This is a genomic window from Photorhabdus viridis (assembly GCF_040256935.1).
Lineage (GTDB): Bacteria > Pseudomonadota > Gammaproteobacteria > Enterobacterales > Enterobacteriaceae > Photorhabdus > Photorhabdus viridis.
Window position 1 is genome coordinate 63,348 of record NZ_JBEJZY010000001.1, and the last position, 18,153, is coordinate 81,500.

Annotated in this window: 12 protein-coding genes and 1 pseudogene; 8 read left to right on the forward strand and 5 right to left on the reverse strand. The window is 50.3% G+C overall.

The annotated features are described in order from the left end of the window. Window positions 1–42: 42 nt before the first annotated feature. The gene (mcf, locus tag ABR397_RS00290) at window positions 43–8,817 is read left to right on the forward strand and encodes an insecticidal toxin MCF (protein ID WP_350303958.1); all 8,775 of its coding nucleotides are present in this window, start codon (window positions 43–45) and stop codon (window positions 8,815–8,817) included. Between the two features lie 76 nt (window positions 8,818–8,893). Here the strand turns inward: mcf and ABR397_RS00295 are convergent, their stop codons facing one another. Further along, window positions 8,894–10,060, reverse strand: coding sequence for a cupin domain-containing protein (locus tag ABR397_RS00295; protein WP_350303959.1), 1,167 nt, complete (start codon window positions 10,058–10,060; stop codon window positions 8,894–8,896). 114 nt (window positions 10,061–10,174) lie between these two features. Continuing rightward, window positions 10,175–10,318 (reverse strand): annotated as a pseudogene (locus ABR397_RS00300) (GyrI-like domain-containing protein); the annotation flags it as partial. Between the two features lie 218 nt (window positions 10,319–10,536). Between ABR397_RS00300 and ABR397_RS00305 the strand changes: the two are divergent. From ABR397_RS00305 to ABR397_RS00325, 5 genes are all read left to right on the forward strand, one after another. Next, window positions 10,537–11,415: a PhzF family phenazine biosynthesis protein gene (locus ABR397_RS00305; protein WP_350303960.1), complete on the forward strand. Its 879-nt coding sequence runs from the start codon at window positions 10,537–10,539 to the stop codon at window positions 11,413–11,415. A gap of 157 nt (window positions 11,416–11,572) precedes the next feature. Continuing rightward, the gene (locus tag ABR397_RS00310; RefSeq protein ID WP_350303961.1) at window positions 11,573–12,904 is read left to right on the forward strand and encodes an aspartate aminotransferase family protein; all 1,332 of its coding nucleotides are present in this window, start codon (window positions 11,573–11,575) and stop codon (window positions 12,902–12,904) included. An 18-nt stretch (window positions 12,905–12,922) separates the two neighbouring features. Continuing rightward, entirely contained in the window at window positions 12,923–14,173 is a 1,251-nt protein-coding gene (locus ABR397_RS00315) for a DmpA family aminopeptidase (RefSeq protein WP_350303962.1), read from the forward strand. 353 nt (window positions 14,174–14,526) lie between these two features. Continuing rightward, entirely contained in the window at window positions 14,527–14,805 is a 279-nt protein-coding gene (locus ABR397_RS00320) for a type II toxin-antitoxin system TacA family antitoxin (protein ID WP_350303963.1), read from the forward strand. Continuing rightward, a complete protein-coding gene (locus tag ABR397_RS00325) occupies window positions 14,802–15,353 on the forward strand; it encodes a GNAT family N-acetyltransferase (protein WP_350303964.1) in 552 nt (183 codons plus the stop codon). The genes ABR397_RS00320 and ABR397_RS00325 overlap by 4 nt, the downstream gene beginning before the upstream one ends. 223 nt (window positions 15,354–15,576) lie before the next feature. Here ABR397_RS00325 and ABR397_RS00330 read toward each other — a convergent pair whose 3' ends face one another. After that, the gene (locus tag ABR397_RS00330) at window positions 15,577–15,885 is read right to left on the reverse strand and encodes a type II toxin-antitoxin system RelE/ParE family toxin (protein WP_350303965.1); all 309 of its coding nucleotides are present in this window, start codon (window positions 15,883–15,885) and stop codon (window positions 15,577–15,579) included. A gap of 17 nt (window positions 15,886–15,902) precedes the next feature. Beyond that, window positions 15,903–16,367, reverse strand: coding sequence for an antitoxin PaaA2 family protein (locus ABR397_RS00335; RefSeq protein WP_350303966.1), 465 nt, complete (start codon window positions 16,365–16,367; stop codon window positions 15,903–15,905). A gap of 100 nt (window positions 16,368–16,467) precedes the next feature. Between ABR397_RS00335 and ABR397_RS00340 the strand changes: the two genes are divergently transcribed. Further along, window positions 16,468–16,590, forward strand: coding sequence for a hypothetical protein (locus ABR397_RS00340; protein ID WP_350303967.1), 123 nt, complete (start codon window positions 16,468–16,470; stop codon window positions 16,588–16,590). Window positions 16,591–16,901: 311 nt separating this feature from the next. Here ABR397_RS00340 and ABR397_RS00350 read toward each other — a convergent pair whose 3' ends face one another. After that, window positions 16,902–17,435, reverse strand: coding sequence for a hypothetical protein (locus ABR397_RS00350; protein ID WP_350304067.1), 534 nt, complete (start codon window positions 17,433–17,435; stop codon window positions 16,902–16,904). Between the two features lie 121 nt (window positions 17,436–17,556). Here ABR397_RS00350 and ABR397_RS00355 point away from each other — a divergent pair, with 121 nt between their 5' ends. Further along, window positions 17,557–18,063, forward strand: coding sequence for an FAD-dependent oxidoreductase (locus ABR397_RS00355; RefSeq protein WP_350303968.1), 507 nt, complete (start codon window positions 17,557–17,559; stop codon window positions 18,061–18,063). Window positions 18,064–18,153: the final 90 nt, after the last annotated feature.

Below are 18,153 nucleotides of genomic sequence, written 5' to 3' on the forward strand. Positions count from 1 at the left end.
GCGCGAAGGGCTTCGCTTAAAAACAGACAAAGGATCACTACAATGGCTTTTATATCCAAAGACTTCACGCACCTGCTAAATACCTTGATCGATCGACAGATCAAGGCAGCGGGTCGTCAGACCGAATGGTTCAACATGAGCGCTGATGAGCGTGCCGACTACATCAGGCAAGTAGACGAGCGGCTACAGGAAATGCAGCAGAGCACCCTGAGTGTGCTGGCTGCCCAGCATTTTCAGATGCAGGACAACCCCGTTTCTGTCGGCGACCAGTTGCAGACGTTGCAGCAAAGACGGCAGCAGATGAACAATGTACCCAGCACGCCGGAGATCAACGCCTACAAACAGCAACTGGATCGCGACATCCGGTTATACCGCCGCCAGCAGACGGCCATAACGCACTTTGACAGCACTTGGAACAAGGCTTTGGCCATGCTCAATTCCGGAGATTCCAAGACCCTGAATGCGACGATCCTGCGGGAGGACGCAGCGGGCAAGCAGACCAAGCTGGATACCAAGATCAAACATCTGGAACAGCAACTGATCACACAAGTGGCCGACTCCACGTTTAGTCAAGAATACGTGACGCTGTTTTCCGAGCTACAGGCCTACAAGGAGGTCAATACCCGCTACAACGCCTTGCTCAAGGCATCCACTGCGGAAGAGGCCGCAGCTCTCGGTGCGCTGAGCAAAGTTCCTCAGGCCTCCGATGATCTGCCAGTAAATATTTCACTGCTGATGATGGAAGAGCGCCCCGGCTACATCCGCATGAACGTCGCTCTGGTCAATGCCAGCACCGATGGTCGCTTCAAGGACTTTTTCCTAGAAAACGGCAGGCTGGTTGTGCCGACAGACGGGGTACTCAACTTCTCTTTCGGTACCGCAGCTCGCTCTCTGGCCTGGCAACAACAATACCGGCTTAAGAGTGAGCCGCCATCCTTTCGCTCGCCGACCTATACACCAATTCGCTCGGTACTGGTCAAAACCAAATTCGTCGAAAAGTACTTCGCCAACCACTTGGTTTCTGAAAGCACCTTACGAGAAGGTTTCAAGGCGCAGTTACTGGGTAACGGTCGCAAGATGCTGCTGACCAACGTTGACCGCAAGGTGCCGAACCAGGTTGGGATTCAGGTGTCCGGTCAGGCTCCGAATACTACCATCACCCGTGAGGTACCATTGGCAAGCGCCTTGAGTGACCTGATCAACCAGAATGCTGATATTACCAGCTTCCAGACTATCGGACTGGAGGGATTTCGCCAGAGCAGTTATCACCCAGACCGTGACGGGCTTTTCGTCAACATCCATGAGCTGGAACACTCGGTCGGTTTTGCCGATCGCCAGTACTTGCTGGAAATGCCTCAGGGCAATGACTACCTGTCCGCAACGCCTTTTGGGGTGATGAGCGTTGACGGCGACAAGGTCAGCAGCAGTCACTTGAGCAAGGCGCAGACCGAAGCACTGTATCAATACAACGCCGAATTTTTCAAGAAGCTGGAACAACTGCGTGACGACGGTACAAAGGTCAGTCGCCTGTTCAAAGACACCAGAGAGCGCACAACGTTCGAGCAGCAGCTGGTACGTTTGCTTGAGCGCAACCACATCACCCCCGCAGGGATGTTGGCGCCGGAGTACCCCCGTGACAGCATGCGTGATATCAAAGGCAATAACTTGAATAAGGTGCTGTGGGAACAGGCGTTTGCCGCTTCGGTCTGGCAGAGCGCCGATAATGACCGGCTGCTGTTCGAGATGGCGACGAGACTGGCAGGGAACCAACTCATGGACAAGCCCCTGAAAAGCGGCTATGTGCAAAGTGACATCGCCCAGGCCAAGGGACTGCTGGCGCCGCTGTACGAACAATGGCGCACTCGGGCCATCGAAGAGGAAACCCAGCGGGTCGCCAGCGCCGATGCAGCGCGGCATCCAAACAACCCCAAAACACCGGTCTTCGATCAAGCAAAAGTTGAGCGCTTGCTGGACAAAAAGCTGCTCAACCTATTGCTGACCGGTCACCGAAACCTTGAGAGCGCCGATGAGCCACTGCGTTCGGTGGTTAAGGAGGCACTGTTGAGCAATGAGGGCAGGAGTCTGCGCAAACAGGTTTTTTTCCATGCCTTACGACCGGTAGCCGATAGTCTTTCCGAGGCCGCAGTCCCAATCAATCCTCATGCCAAGTTGGGTAACGACAAGGTCATAATCAATAACCGGCTGAACCAGCCCGACCCGTATCTGATCCTCAATACCAACCAGCAGGCGTATCACGATGGTTCGTTCTTGATCAAGGACGATAAGTACCGCAGTTACAACCAGTTCCGCCCGGATCCCAAGAATAAAACCACACGCTACATGAATGACCTGGACATTCCGTTTGTGGGAGGGATTTCCGGAACCACTCAGACCGTCAGCAATACCTTACCGAAATTGTTTGGTGACACATTGAGCGTCAAGCAGTACTGGCAGTTCCAGATGGCCAATGCAGCCTTCATGATCCGTAACGGCTATCACTCGTTCTTTGAAACCTTCTACGTTGCTGCGCGTTACGAGCCGAAGGCTAAGGGCAATATCGGAAAGAGCATGTTGGATATGTTCGACAAGTACCGCGCTGAAGGCAGCAAGAGGGCGTTGCAGGGTGAACTGTATGATGGCGTGATGGTACGAGTCTTACCGATCATCAATCAAGGCTTGCCGGCGGCGGATGAGTTCCATCCACCGCGTTTTACCCGATTTGGTCCAAGTCCGGCGCTGCTGGGGCAGGCGGTTAAGGATCTCAAACTCAAGGCTGGGCTGGCATCTGTCAGTGATGGATTTAAGTCCCGTCAAGGCAGCGCCGACATCCATCAATTTGCCATCGATCCTGCACTGTTTGCTAAAACCCATACCCTCAGTGCCGAAGTGCTGGTCAAGTCAGGTCATCTACCGGCAAAGGGTCATGCCCAGCTGGTGAAAGTTGCGCCCAACCTGTATGAGTTGGAATACACCGAGAAAAACGCCAATCACATATCTTCTGCAACAAGTGTGCCGGCGTATTTCCTCGGCTACAGCGGTCCAAATCAGGCCAATTCGTCGCCCGCTTATGTGGACATACCTAAGAAGACAGCACCGGGCAGCTTCCTTTTCACCGGCACGTTGTCGGGTAGCTCACTGGTAGTAACCAATCTCGACGCCGATACCTACCGGGTTTACCACGACAGCCGGATCAACAGCTCATTGCTGTACGACAACGTGGTGATGGCGATCGACTACAAAGATTACCAAGTATCCGGTACCGTCGAGGGCCTTGCTACGGCGTACATGCAGTTCGTCAATGACAAATGGCAACTGGTGTTCCAGCGCCAGGAATATCAACGAGACGGACAGCAAATTTGGCTGAAACTGCGCGATGGTGCGGAGTCCGTCTCAATCCAGAACGCCGGTAGTCAGGTGGTACAGCGCAAACAGGCCGAGTTCGCCACTTATCGTGAGCAGGTTCATCAACAATTGAAGAAGGTGGCGACGCAGTTTGGGGTGTCGGTCGAAGGGGTTGCCGACGGTGTCTATACAGAGGGCGCGTTTTCTCCCGAGCATCCGGCAATCGCTGCATGGACCCGGTTGCGCGAAGCGGTTCAGGCTAAGGTCAAAACCGATATAGACCAGGTGGAGGACAAACGCCACCCGCTCCAGGAAGCACGACACTCCTCAAGCGATACGGCCTTGATCGACCAGCAGATCAAGCAACTCAATCTTACACAAGACTACTACAGGACGCAGTACGATCCGGTATTGCGTGAAGCGGGCGCTGTCGAAAATACCTGGCTCTGGCAGCAGATCAAGGCCAAAGACGGCAGTACTGCGGTGGTAAAAATTGACGATACCGCCATTCAGGGCGAGGAGCACGCCAGTAGCGTGGGCGAACGTTATGCGGCCTCCGAAGCCTATCAGCGTGGAGCACAGGGCGCCGGGTTCGGCGATGGCTTGCACAACTTCCGGGAGATTAAGATCCCCGGGGTAGATGACAAAATGTCGGCCGTGGAGATGAAGCGCCTGTTTCTTGATGAAAAATTCACCCACAAACAACAGTATGCCTTGAGAGATCGCATCACCGAAACCAGCCAGGCCGAGTACATTGACAAGGTCCTGAAGCAGACCGCGGTGTTTAGCGAGAACTTTCATGACGCCGGCAGTGTCTTCGAGCGTCTGGTGCCACAGGACTTTTATCTGTCGTTGGTTGGTGACCAATCCGGGGGCCGTTGCTACCCTTTGGTCAGGACCATGGCCGTGGCATTAGCCAGTGGCGGGGAGGCTGGCATCGACAGCCTGGTGCAAAAGCTGTTCTTCGCCTCCGCCGACCCGGAAGCGGGCAGCTCCACGCTGCTCAAGAACAGCCTGCTCAGGCTGCACGCCAATGTTGAAGCCGTACAAGCTTCCACGGATCTGGGCCAGTTCAATTTGTCCAAAATAGTGTCGCGACTGGACGCAACGACCCGCACCTCAATGTTCGCACTCAATACCCAGAATCACTCGATGATGGTAGGGAGCGTTGTCACAACCGAAGGCCGCCGTTACTACTTCTATGATCCGAACGTCGGGATCTTTGCCTTCGACAACCCTAATAACCTGTCCAAAGCCATGGAACAGCACTTGGTGGGGAGTAATCTGACCGCACACTACGGCTTATTCGGCAGTAACTCGGCGCCAGCCTTTAACCTGATTGAGATTGATACCGGCAAGATGGCTGATGTACCCGTGAGCAATGGCTTGAACGTGGCTGATCTGACCCGGTTCGAGGAACTGGCTAGTGTCATCGGGCAACGGCGTCAGGTCGAGCAGGCGGTGAGTACACAAGAACGGATCATGGAAGACTTGCAACTGGGCGCCGCGCTGAAGACCTTTGACGCCGAGCAATGGGGCGCACGGTTTGAAGCCGCCAGTACCCGGCTGGCGCAAGAGCACCAACTAGACAACCACTGGCTACCGATCATCGCCACAACCGAAGACCTGGGAGAAGGTCGCTACCAAGTCCAGTTCATCAACCGTGATCAACCTGAGCAGACCCGCTGGTTGACCACCGACGATAACACCTTTGTTGAATTCCGACGCTTCGTCGATGAGCACATAAGTGTGCTGAATGAGCACTTTACCCTAGAGCACGGCCAGATACGGCCTCGCGGCGGGGTTGGCGAGGCCGCTCCGGTGGACGGGTTGAACTCAGGATTTGCAGTCCAGACGCTGATCCAGTGGTTTGCTGACAAGAACCGTCACGATACGGCAAGCGGAGTAGCTTCGCCTGATCTTGCCACCGCGCTCAAGGTCCACAGTTACCTCAACTTTGCCCAGATGGCTCACGGTGGCGTGCAGGATGTGGTCAAGGTCACAACGCTGGTACGCACGGCGCTGCGCGGCGAAGTGGCGGCCGCCGAAACTTCGCTCAAGGGTTTTGCTTTGAACCTAGGCCATACCGTCAACGAAGGCGCTGGCTTGTTGTTTGGCGGAGCCATGGTCGGTCTGGATGCCTATGAGTTGGCCCATGCCGAGAACGATGTGCAGAAGGCGGTGTTCGGTACCCAACTGGCGTTCGATTCAGCTAGCTTCGTCACCGGCGCAGCCGGGGTGGGGGCAGGGTTAGTCGGTGCCTCGACAGCGAGCGCGGTGCTTGGTGCCGGGGGGGTGATCTTGGGCGGTCTCGCCGTGGGCTTTACGGCACTGGCACAGGCCTTTGGCGCGGTCGCCGAAGATGCCAAAGCGGTGGGCCGTTACTTCGACATGGTCGACAAAGCGTACAAAAACAACGGCTATCGTTATGACGATAAGAACAAGGTGCTGGTGCCTCTTGCCGGGGCGGTGGTCAAAAGCCTCGATTTGAGCAAAAACCAGATCAGCTTCGACAGCCAGTACATCTATCGCACCCATTCGGGCTCTACTGGTTCAGGGAAAATCAATTATTTCTTCTGGGTCGGTGACTTTCCACGAATGGTTCACGACCGTAGCCAGGCGATTGAGGTGCGCAGCGGCATTGGTTACAAGGACATCTCCCAGCCTCTTGAGCACAGCGACAGCAATGTTGTGATCTTGCCGGGTACGCCTAAGTCCTACATTAGCTACGAATACATGCTGTTGCCTGGAGCCACCACACGCCACGACGCAGGCTTCGACGTGATCCGCAGGCTTGAGGAAGATAAACGGTTTGACTACGACTTCTACATCTTTCCGGGTGAAGAGACGATCCGCAGAATTCGTCATGAGTACGTCGACACCCCGATCGAGGTGGTGCTCGATCAGCACAACTGGCAACTGGTGGTGCCCGAACTACCCAAGGAGCTGCATAACTACTTGCATTACGAGATCAAGGGTGTAGGTGGCAAGTATCAGATCGGCCTTAACGAAGGCGCCAAAGTTAAGCTCACGAACGATGTCGCCAGTGAGTTTTCGCACTGGATCATCGATAGCAGCCAGCTAGACAACGACAGCATCAACGTGTCGGAGAACCAGCTGGAGATTGGCGGGGTTGTGGTAAAGCTTGATTCGACCCAGAACCGGCTGGTATCGGTGGTCAACGGCAAGGGTGAGGTGCGCGAAGTCGATTTCACCAGCCAGTCCAACCAGCCCCCCAAAGTGGTGGCTGTAGATGCGAGTAAGCGGCAGCAAATCGAGCAGCACCTAAGCGAACTGGCCAAAGCACATCAGCTACACGGACAGTACGTGGTGGTCGAGAACTACCGCCACGATGGGCGAGATATCGGCAGAGCGTTCTACGATGTAGCCAAGGATCGCATGCTGTTCACTGACACCAGCCAGGAACAGGCTAAGCATGCCCAACTAGGAGCAGTGATTGACGACCATGCCTATTTCTACGATGCCGACAACGCGGTGGCGTGGCGAGTAGACATCGCCACCGGACAGGTCGATGCGCAGTTTGAGCCATGGTTCAACCGGAATGCGGGCAATATCAGCCGGTTCTGGCAGGAGGGAGATGCGGTCTACCTGGCGCGCCGTTATCAGCTAAAGGAGAGAGAGTCCGAGCTAAGCTATCGGATCCTCGGTGACCGAATGGAGGTGGTTAGTGTGGTGGGTGATGATGCGCTGCTCCAGCTTTCGGCACGTATCGGTCGGCATGGTGATGAACTCAAGGCCATACTCCAAGGCTACGAAAGCAATAGTACCCAACGTGTGACCCCGATGTATACGCTGGGTGCACAGCTGATCAAGCCGACCAGTGCGGCGCTGGTCACGGTGTTCGGCGTGGATGCGGCTAACGTGCCGCACCGCTACTGGATACGCACCAGTGACGGGACGCTAATTAAGCCGAATCTGGCACTACCAACGGATCAGACCCGGCACTTCGAAGAACATGAGCAGACCCGCAGCGCCTGGCAGATCCCGGCTGACTTGGTATTGGTAGGAAGCATACCGCAGCCCGGAGACAAGGAAGTATTTTTCTTCTACAGCAAGGAGCAAAAAGCCCTGTTCCGCCAGGAAGGACCAGGACAAGCAGTACTCGACGCCAATCAGCCAAGCGCATTGCGGGTCACCACGCCGGCCTTGGCTAACGTGATCAATGTGAACGGTCATCTGATTGCAATCACCGAGGATGGGTGTGTTGCCCAGCTTGATGCACTGGGACAACTTAGCTACGCAGCGGTCAACGAACATTGGCTCAAGAGACATACTCACTGGTGGAAGGACTTGGCCGATGTTACCGGCTTCAGCACCACCCTGGCCGTGTTCGGGGTCAAGGACGCCGACGGCAAGAGCGTGCTGCCGGTGTGGTACCACAACGGTCAGGTGGTTGTGGCTTCCCTGCAAGACAAACATTTACAGTTCTTGGGTTTTGAAGCGGATGGTTCCAGCGCGCGACTGTTCGAACCCGCTAGCGGCAAATTGTATCGTCAACCACCTATGACTGCCGATGCGCTGGCTGCCGCGTTCGGTACCGACGAAATACTTAACGCCTCGGCGCAACTTCCCGCTGCCAGTGAGCTGATGCCTGAACTGCACCTCAAAGCGGCGGAACAAGTCGATGCCGGGCTGCGTCTGACCACCGTCAAGGGCGAGATCCTGCTGCGAACCAATGGCGGCAAATTGCAGTTGGTTGCCGTCGACAAAGGTTGGCAACAGGACAACCTTACCCAGCTGCCACAGGCACTTGCTGAAGTCGCCGGTCAGTGGCGAGCCAAAGGCGTGCTGACCTTGCAAAGCGATGACAAACAAGGCTGGTTCGATGTCGGCAGTGGTCAGGTGTTCTTCCTTAGTGGCATCCTTGCCGCGGACAACCTACGTTTCGTTGGCGTTGCTGCCGAGAAGAAGGGGGCGTATGTGTACAGCCCAACGGACCAGACGCTGTACTGGGTCAAGAATGGCGATATGCAGAAGATAAACCATTACACAGGTGTCGAACGCATTGGTTCATCACTGTTGCTTCAGAACGGGGATCGCCAGGACGATCTAATCCCACCGCTGATTGTCGGTGTTGACAGCGTGGTACTGCATGGCGGCGTTGATGACGATACCTACCGCCTCAGCCAGGCGATGTGGTCGCATTACCGCACGATCGTCATTGACAACGATGACCCCGGCCAAGCTCTGGACCGCTTGATCATGCCGGTGACCGATGTGGAAAAAATCCTCGTCAGCCGCCATGAGGATGACCTGATGCTGACCGATTCGACCAATGGCACGACACTGGTGATGCGCAAGGTGTTCGGTAGCCAAGCGGAAACGCACCGGCATTTGCAAATCAAGCTGAAAGATTCCTCGGTCGTGATCAGCGTTGATCACTTGGTCAAGGGCTTTGCTAGGGTGGGAGCAGCCAAAAATGGCTTGTTCGAACTATCCTGGGTCATCCAGTAGCTTCATTGTCTTAAGCTAGCAGGAGAAACTACAGGAGGGGCGTAAAGCCCTTCCTGTCTCTTCGATGAGGGATATATCAAGTCCTGCGGCGCGATATAACCAACTTATCCTTGGGACGGTCTGCCCAATCGGCAATCTGATTGTTGAAATTATCCGCCAGCAGATAAGATGGCGTTTTAGCTAACCAATCGGATAGTGAAATATCTTGGTAGATGCCATTATCCAGCACAACAAGCACCTTAAGATCCTCATTCCCAATATTCTCGATATAGTGACCAAATCCTTGCGGCACATAACCGACGTCGGTCGGTTCATATTTCTCGGTTTGTGCGTGTCCGTGGGAACCAAATACCGTCATACGTCCTTTGCCTGAAATGTAGTATTGCCACTCATTGGCATTAGGATGCCAATGTAACTCGCGTACTGCGCCGGGTTTGATGATCTCTATAATACCGGTAATAGTTGTAGAAATGGGAAACTCCAGCGATGACACCTTATGAATACTTCCTGCATCATTTTCGAAGAATGGTTTTTTCTTCATGAGCTCATACCTGTGGGTGAGTGGTGCATTATTCAGCCCTCCGTCGTTAACCGGCAAGGGCAGTTTTGGCGGGATAGCGCCACCGACGATATAAGCTTCTCCCTGTTTGATTTTAGAGAAAACCTCTGCCGGCATGTTAACGCTCTTTTCAAGTACTTCTCTCGGTATATGCGTCACCCAATCAGTGATACTGAAAGTTCCAAATTCTGAGAAGTGCCCGTCATCGAAAGTCAGCACAAAATGTGCGCCATCTTCAAGTGCTTGAATAGAATGACCATGCCCTTTAGGAAAATACCACACATCACCGGGGCCAAAATCCGCCACTTCACACTTGCCCTCCGGATCGATAATAGTAATACGTGCATGGCCTTCAAGCATAAATGCCCATTCAGCGGCAATAGCATGCCAATGGAGTTCACGTACACCACCAGGTTCAAGCTTCATATCAACACCAGCAATACCTTCGGATATCGGGAATTGCTCTACCGTGGCTTCTCGTGCCCATCCATATTCCAATACACGTTTTTTACTGTTTGTGAATTTATATTTATATAAGTTTTTGGCATTTCCTGACAATAAATTGTCAGGTGAGACAAGATTACGTTGATCATCAGCAACAGCGGATTTAATCATACTGCCCATAACGCTGGCTGCCGCCGCGCTAACTGCGGATGCCTTCAAGATATCACGACGCGAGAACATATTGCTTTCTCCAAATAATTAGATACCTGCAAGAGTGGTTGCAAGCTGATGTATATCAATCTGATTTTTTTAAATTAACTGTTGTCACGAGAGGGAAAAATCAAAGGTGACTTATTAATAATAGTAAAAAACGGATTTTAAGATGAGGAAAAAAAGAGGGAAATCTCGCAGATCCTCTCCACTCTCCGGTAACCAAACACAATATAAGTATCGTGCACTCTCCGACAAAGATTCATGGGAACCATGATGGCGGACTACAGCACTTTTGCATAACCATTAGTTTTATCATCGTGCATTGCATCCTCCATGGCGACCATTATGCTTGAGCACAAGAAGCATTGCCTGACCGATATTGCTGTAATAATGGTGGATTGTTTGACATCAGACTAACATTTTGCCATATTTTCAGTTCTTAACATCACTCCCTGACACACTTACAAATTACTTTTCGCTTTGGCACGATATAAGGAAATTTTATGTCCCTCGTACCATTTAAGCAGGTTGATGTATTCACTCACCAGCCTTTCAAGGGAAATCCCGTTGCCGTTGTCATGGATGCTAGGGAACTCTCACCGATACAGATGCAGGATATTGCCAACTGGACCAATCTTTCAGAAACTACATTTGTCCTCCCCGCAGAAAATCCATTAGCAGATTACCGTGTACGGATTTTTACACCTGGCAGTGAACTCCCTTTTGCCGGTCATCCTACGATAGGTACCGCATATGCTCTTCTTGAAGCCGGCTTAATTCAGGTGAGCAGGGGACAACTGATTCAGGAATGTGAGGCGGGATTAATTACACTGAACGTGACAGAAACACAAGAAGGTCATATAACAATCACCTTTGAACTACCAGAACCGACCATCACACCGCTCAGTGCTAGGCAAACAGATCACCTCGAAAGCATTCTCGGTTGTCAGATAGATCGCACGTTGGCCCCTGCACTTATTGACGTTGGAGCTCGCTGGATTGTCGCCTATGCCACAGGAGCAGAAGCCGTTCTGGCAGCGGAACCGGATTATACCAAGCTGCGTGAGCACGACATTCAAATGAACATCACTGGGATTTGTCTCTATGGAGCCTATCGGGAAGGAGGAGTAGCCGATATTGAAGTGCGCTCTTTCGCGCCTTCATGTGGTGTGAATGAAGATCCTGTATGTGGCAGTGGAAACGGCAGTGTTGCTGCATTTATGCGTTACCACAAAATCGCTATGATTAACGATAAAATTGTTCATTCATCACAGGGTAAAAGACTTGGCCGTCAGGGAAGTCTACAGCTTAGTCACTCTGACGGTAAGATTTTTGTCGGTGGCAGCGCAGTGACTTGCATTAATGGTACTATCACGATCTAAAAAGTCTCTCATCTTTAGGAAGCGCGCAAAATAAAGCTTACGAGGTAATTACACGCTAGGTCATGATATATCTACATAACAAATCGGGCAATTATTGTTGGCAAAAACTGGAGGTTGAACTAAACTCAAATTTTACTTTTGTGAGAGGAAGTTAACTATGTCTGAGACCCGTTTTTCTGAATCGTTAAACCTGAAATCTCACTGGATGCCATTCAGTGCTAACCGGAATTTCCACCGCGATCCACGTCTTATCGTTGCTGCCGAAGGGCAGTGGCTGAAGGACGATAAAGGGCGCCAGATTTATGACAGCCTGTCTGGTCTTTGGACCTGTGGAGCTGGTCATACCCGAACAGAAATTCAGAAGGCAGTCGCTACTCAATTGAGCACACTTGATTACTCACCAGGCTTTCAGTTCGGTCATCCCTTGTCGTTTCAACTGGCAGAAAAAATTGCCAATTTGACACCTGGTGATCTTAATCACGTCTTTTTCACCAGCTCAGGCTCTGAATCTACAGACACCTCCGTCAAAATGGCGCGCGCCTACTGGCGTGTGAAAGGCCAGCCTGCAAAAACCAAACTGATTGGTCGTGTACTTGGCTATCATGGCGTCAATGTTGCTGGTACTAGTTTGGGGGGAATAGGTAGTAACCGCAAAATGTTCGGACAATTGATGGATGTAGATCACTTACCCCATACGCTACAAACTGATATGGCGTTTACGCCAGGCATGGCGGAAACCGGCGGTGTGGAGTTGGCCAATGAGATGCTCAAATTGATCGAACTGCATGATGCTTCAAACATCGCGGCGGTTATTATCGAACCGGCGTGTGGTTCCGCCGGTGCAATTATTCCGCCTAAAGGGTATCTACAGCGTCTGCGTGAAATTTGCGATCAGCATAATATTTTGTTGATTTTTGACGAGGTTATTACCGGCTTTGGTCGAATGGGGCGCTGGACCGGTGCTGAATATTTTGGTGTGACGCCAGATATTCTTAACTTTGCCAAGCAAATTACCAATGGCGCTATTCCTCTGGGAGGCGTAGTGGCAAGCAGTGAAATTTATGAGACCTTTATGTCTCAGCCATTGCCAGAACACCTTGTGGAATTTAGTCATGGTCATACCTATTCGGCACACCCTGTAGCCTGCGCCGCCGGGTTAGCAACTTTAGATCTGCTGGATAAAGACCACCTCATCCAGCGTTCAGCCGAGCTTGCCCCTCATTTCGAAACGGCTCTTCATGCCCTCAAAAACTGTCCAAACGTGATTGACATCCGCAACTGTGGCTTGGTGGGAGCAATTGAGTTGGCTGCTCGTAACGGTGATACCGCCGTACGTCCTTTTGATGCCAGTATCGCGCTTTGGAAAGCGGGTTTTTACGTACGTTTTAGCGGAGATACGTTGCAATTCGGACCTATGTTCAACGCGGAAAGGGCAGATTTGGATCGTCTCTTTGACGCTGTCGGCGAAACATTGCATCACATTAGCTAAGGATTAAGGAAGAAACTCATGATCGTACTTATTAACGATCATGAGTTTGGTAAATATACAAGTATCGTTACTTGTGATAAACAAGGAGTATTTGTGAAAATATTGAATATTATAATCTTATCTATATCGACAATGATATCCTCTAATACTTTAGCCAATGAGATTAGAGCAAGGGATTTAGGCATTCCTTTCTCTGGAGTGACGGGAAAATATAATGCGATTACAGATGTTAGTGGTGTAGAAGTTGGCTATTCAACCATAATAGAAGGCGATGGAAAACTAGAGGTTGGGAAAGGTCCAATAAGAACAGGCGTGACAGCTATATTGCCAAGAGGAAAAAAATTTAGCCCCGTATTTTCGAGTACATTCTCTTTAAATGGAAATGGAGATATGACAGGCAATCAATGGGTCAAAGAAAGTGGTTTTTTGGAAACACCAATATTGATAACCAACACTCACAGTGTTGGTGTTGTTAGAGACTCAACAATTAGTTGGATGATTGATAATAATCTAACATCACCACTAAAAGATGATTTATTTTGGTTATTACCTGTAGTTGCAGAAACTTGGGATGGAATATTGAATGATATAAACGGTATGCATGTAAAGAAAGAACATGTCTATAATGCGTTAAATAGTGCTAAATCAGGAGCGATAGAAGAAGGTAATGTCGGCGGGGGAACTGGAATGAACCTTTTTAAGTTTAAGGGAGGCACAGGTACTTCATCAAGAATTCTAGATAAAAAAGATGGAGGATATACTATTGGCGTTCTTGTTCAAGGCAACTTTGGTGATAGAGATGACTTAATTATTTCTGGGGTTCCAGTTGGGAAAGAAATAAAGGATCTCAAGCCGATATATCATGGAGACAAGAAAAAAATAAAAGATGCCGGTTCCATAATAGTAGTGGTGGCCACAGATGCGCCATTAGCTCCTCATCAATTAGAAAAAATAGCTAAAAGAGTATCGCTTGGGCTCGCAAGAGTAGGTGGTGTAGCCAGGAATACCAGTGGTGAGATATTTATTGCATTTTCAACCGCAAATAATGATGTATTTTCCAGAGAAGATGTAAGAACAATAAAAATACTGCCAAATGACAAACTAGATCCTTTGTATGAGGCAACAATCAATGCAACAGAAGAAGCAATAATTAATGCTATGATTGCAGCCAAAAAAATGGTTGGGAGGAATGGTAATACTTCATATTCTATTCCTAAAGATAGAGTTAAAGAGATATTAAAAAAATATAATGTACTTAGTATCACCTGAAATGTATTAACTCAGACTCAATCTGACACTTCGATTTGAAAAGAAACGAGTTACCGATTTAGATTAAAAGTTCTTGGTTCAGCAGATGCTTTTGCTGGGCCAAGATATTTATTTCTCTTCCTGAAATACAGATGACCGCTCAAAACTGCCTCAAGCAGTTTTTCGAAGAAAAGCAAAAGATAGGAACGGCCAAGAGAAAAATCGCACCCCAACCAAAAAACTCCAATAAAGCTCCACCAATTCAAAAACGTTCGTATTTGACATTATTAATGTACGCCTTCATTGTGTACACTTTGCTAACAGGCACACCTTGATGTACAATTTTAGTGTGTACAAATTAGGAGAGCTTAACCATGCCTCAAATCCCTGTGGAAACTAATGACCGTATGTCGCTACGTATAGCCTCAGACGAAAAGTCGCTGTTAATGCGTGCAGCTGCTTTGCAGCACACCAACTTGACTGAGTTTGTGCTCCGCAATGTGATGTCAGTAGCACGGAAGATTATCGACGAGAATGAGCGACTGGCGCTGACCGAAAGAGACAGTCTGCATGTTCTGGATCTGTTAGATAATCCGCCAGCCCCCAATGATAAATTAATGGCCGCAGCATTTGCCATGCCGAAACAATCATGAAACAACCAATCTGGCACGAAGAACCCATTGGCAAACATCATGATCGCGGTGCTTTCGATTGTGGAGATGGGGCATTGAATCAATTTCTATATCGACACGCCCGGCAGAGCCATGAAAAAGGTGGGGCAAAAACCTACCTTGCTATTAGCGAGCACAATGAAAAGATATTGGGTTACTACAGCCTAAGTCCCGCCTCCATTGCCTATGAATGGGCACCAGAGGTGATTAAACGCGGCCTAGCTCGACATGATGTGCCGGTATTTCGGCTTGCCCGTCTGGCTGTAGATCTTTCAGTACAGAGTCAAGGACTCGGTGGTCAGTTATTGCTTGCAGCTGGGCGGCGTTGCTTGTTGGTAGCTGCTCAGGCAGGCGGCGTAGCATTGTTGATTGATGCCAAGAATGAACGTGTTGCCGAATGGTATGCCAGCTATGGTGCTGTTTCGCTATTGGATGCCCGTCTATCCTTACTGTTACCATTCAAAACAATACATGCCGCGCTGACTACTAGTGATGAACAGGCTGTAATGGCGTGGGAGCGAAGGGGTTGATTAGCACGAGAATTAAGAAATGGAAAATTCAAACTTTATCGAAACTCACAGTTATGATGAAACGGTCAAGGCATTAAAGTGTACGCCTTAACTATTTAACATAATATACATTATGCGCACCATTGTTGTAACAGCAAAGTTGTAATATCCAGCTCTCATCGAATCCATGCCCCACACTTTTTTACGCTCTCCATCTCCTGCAGGGAGATCCGCTGTCACCATGTCACGGCGTTTGCTGCGCCGCGTGTTTCACTCGCAAAATTTCGACGGTGCGCGCCTCGTCCAGCACGCGATAAAAAATAATGTAGTTCCGATGCGCGACCAGCTCGCGCACATAATCCGGCAGGCCGGGCCGCCCGGTGTGGCCAAGCTCCGGGTGCTGCGCAAGCGGCAAGGTCTTGTCGCGTAGCTCCTGACCGAAGCTGCGCGCCCTGGTCGGGTTGTCTTTGCCTATGTATCGAACAATGGCGCGCAAATCCTCGCGGGCCTTCGGTCGCCACTCGATGCGGTAAGGGGTCTTTGCCTTCGCCATAAATCAGCCAGCCGCGCTCAAGCGCGCTTCCTTTTGGCGGGCTTGTGTTCGGCGGCCAAGGCGGCAATATCGGCGTCCATCTCGGCCATAACCTCATCGTGTGAAAGATTCGGGCGCGGGTCGTCGATAGCATCCTGAATCTCGGCGGCCAGCCACTCCGAGTAGGCGGCGGCTTGGTGGGCCTTGCGCATTGCCTCGGCCCGGCCACGATTGCCGGCAGTTTCTTCTTTCTCGTCCGGGTTCCACTCACTGGCGTCGAACTGGCCGATGGTGATGCCTACGTCGCGCAACACGTTCAGGGCGGCAATGGGGTTGCCGAAACGGCGCGGCTCCTGGCTGCGGGCCTTCGCCAGCAAAGCGGCGGCACCGCTACGGGTTGCGATCTGCACAAGGAAGGTTCCGCCCTGCCCTTTCAGGGTCACACCTTCCACGCCGCCGGCATCGCTTGCGGCGCGTAGCTGCTCAATGGTCATGCTTTGCATGATTCACTCCTTATAGGGTGATGAAAGTAACAAGGTTGATTGTGCATGTTTTCTAGGAAACGCGCAAGCACCTAGACAAAAAAGGTTAGTAGGTTAGGCAATGATCGATGCCTCAGAACTCCATACTAATCCAGTCACGAAACCGCCACCGGTTGAGATCACATCAACAAAATCTCTCTGGAATGTTTTTGGCAGTGATGTCGGTGATTTTGATAAAGTGTAATCACCATCGTTTCAGAGCTCTGACTAGATTTATGGTTGTAACTGAGAAAACGGAGACAACGGGATACGGATGCATTCAAATACAGGTGTTTGCTTATGAGACACTTCTATCTTTCAGGTCAAGGTGACACTTTAAAACTGCATTGAAACATGGTGTAGCACCAATAACCGGGTTAAACATCATTCAGGCAATTTGTGAAAAACGACTCAGGAGGCATGATGCATGCCGGTCAGTTAAATCTGACTGAGCGTCAGGTACAACGGCTCGTCAACCGTTACCGCGAGTCAGGCGTTGCTGGACTGGCAGATCACTTATGTAGTTTCAACCAAGTCTATTGCCGACATAAAATGGCCGAACTCACTCAATGTCAGCCTGTCACTGTTGGTAAGGATTTCATTGCTGAATCCCGGAATTTCAATCTCTTTTCCTTCTTCATCCCTGACCAAAAATGCGTTATGCGTGTTGATTTGCCCTCGTCCAAGCATATATGCCACAACATCGAGGGAGTCCTTGATTACAAAGTCGGCCATAATTCTGGCTGCAAGAACGGAAACGGCCTGAACCTCTATTTCTGCTCTCGCTGAACGTACCCCTCCTTTACTACTGATAAAAGGGACATATCGGCAACCATTGAAAATGGTTTCATCGCCAGCCTGTTGCAGCATGTCGTAGAGTTTATCGTTTTCCATAATAAGGCTGACGGTATATCGCTGTGATCTGACATTGATCTTTTCAGCCCAGGAGGCAAACCGGTCGTCAAAATTACTCTTCTTATTCATCAATATACGAGTATACAGCAACGAACACTCCGTTAGCGGCATACCCAGTGTCAGCAGAAAACTCATTATGTTTTTACAGAGAGAAGCGATACAGGCGTAATCTTGGTCAGCAGGGTTATCTCCTTATTTCCTGGATGGATCACCCAACAGTATCATACCGAAAAGCCCGGACTGGCTGTTTATTTCTATGTGGCGTGCTCCAGTTGATACCCATGTAGAAGCTACTTTGGCAGAAATCGATAATTTCATAGTATGGGCCTACGTAGCAGCAACAGATAGTTTTCCTGATAATGTGACTGATTTTTCTGCTGAAGCTCTCTGCAATCTAGTTCGGTCCCGCATGATTTCATGGGGTCCAAACCTGCATGCGCTGGTTAAACAGAGTGATATGGAAAATGTGTCTCTGATACCTTTACGCAGTATGCCCTATCTTCCACCGTGGCGATCCAACCCTATCACATTACTTGGGGATGCTATGACGCCAATGGCCGGCGCAGGAGCGAACATAGCGCTGCGAGATGCGCTTTTACTCACACAAACACTTACCCGCGTAGCGTCCGGGCATGAAGAATTAGTCAAGGCAATTTCAAATTATGAACAACAGATGCGCACATATACTAATGAGATCGTTGGGATTTCGCTGCGCAGCACACAAAACGCTGTAGAACATTTTGCCATTCCGCCGTTAAAATAACGGCATTTAGGTCGAAAGCACTAAGGAAGAAATAAAGGTAAATAATCAGCCATCAGTACATATATCATACTGATGGCTTCATTTAACTAA

Bases quoted from the DNA above. Each gene is read 5' to 3' on its own strand.
- ABR397_RS00320 (WP_350303963.1), top strand. From the start codon at position 14,527: ATGCCTCAAATCCCTGTGGAAACTAATGACCGTATGTCGCTACGTATA.
- ABR397_RS00315 (WP_350303962.1), top strand. From the start codon at position 12,923: ATGATCGTACTTATTAACGATCATGAGTTTGGTAAATATACAAGTATC.
- ABR397_RS00355 (WP_350303968.1), top strand. From the start codon at position 17,557: ATGTGGCGTGCTCCAGTTGATACCCATGTAGAAGCTACTTTGGCAGAA.
- mcf (WP_350303958.1), top strand. From the start codon at position 43: ATGGCTTTTATATCCAAAGACTTCACGCACCTGCTAAATACCTTGATC.
- ABR397_RS00330 (WP_350303965.1), bottom strand. From the start codon at position 15,885: ATGGCGAAGGCAAAGACCCCTTACCGCATCGAGTGGCGACCGAAGGCC.
- ABR397_RS00350 (WP_350304067.1), bottom strand. From the start codon at position 17,435: ATGAGTTTTCTGCTGACACTGGGTATGCCGCTAACGGAGTGTTCGTTG.
- ABR397_RS00295 (WP_350303959.1), bottom strand. From the start codon at position 10,060: ATGTTCTCGCGTCGTGATATCTTGAAGGCATCCGCAGTTAGCGCGGCG.
- ABR397_RS00335 (WP_350303966.1), bottom strand. From the start codon at position 16,367: ATGCAAAGCATGACCATTGAGCAGCTACGCGCCGCAAGCGATGCCGGC.
- ABR397_RS00305 (WP_350303960.1), top strand. From the start codon at position 10,537: ATGTCCCTCGTACCATTTAAGCAGGTTGATGTATTCACTCACCAGCCT.
- ABR397_RS00310 (WP_350303961.1), top strand. From the start codon at position 11,573: ATGTCTGAGACCCGTTTTTCTGAATCGTTAAACCTGAAATCTCACTGG.
- ABR397_RS00325 (WP_350303964.1), top strand. From the start codon at position 14,802: ATGAAACAACCAATCTGGCACGAAGAACCCATTGGCAAACATCATGAT.
- ABR397_RS00340 (WP_350303967.1), top strand. From the start codon at position 16,468: ATGATCGATGCCTCAGAACTCCATACTAATCCAGTCACGAAACCGCCA.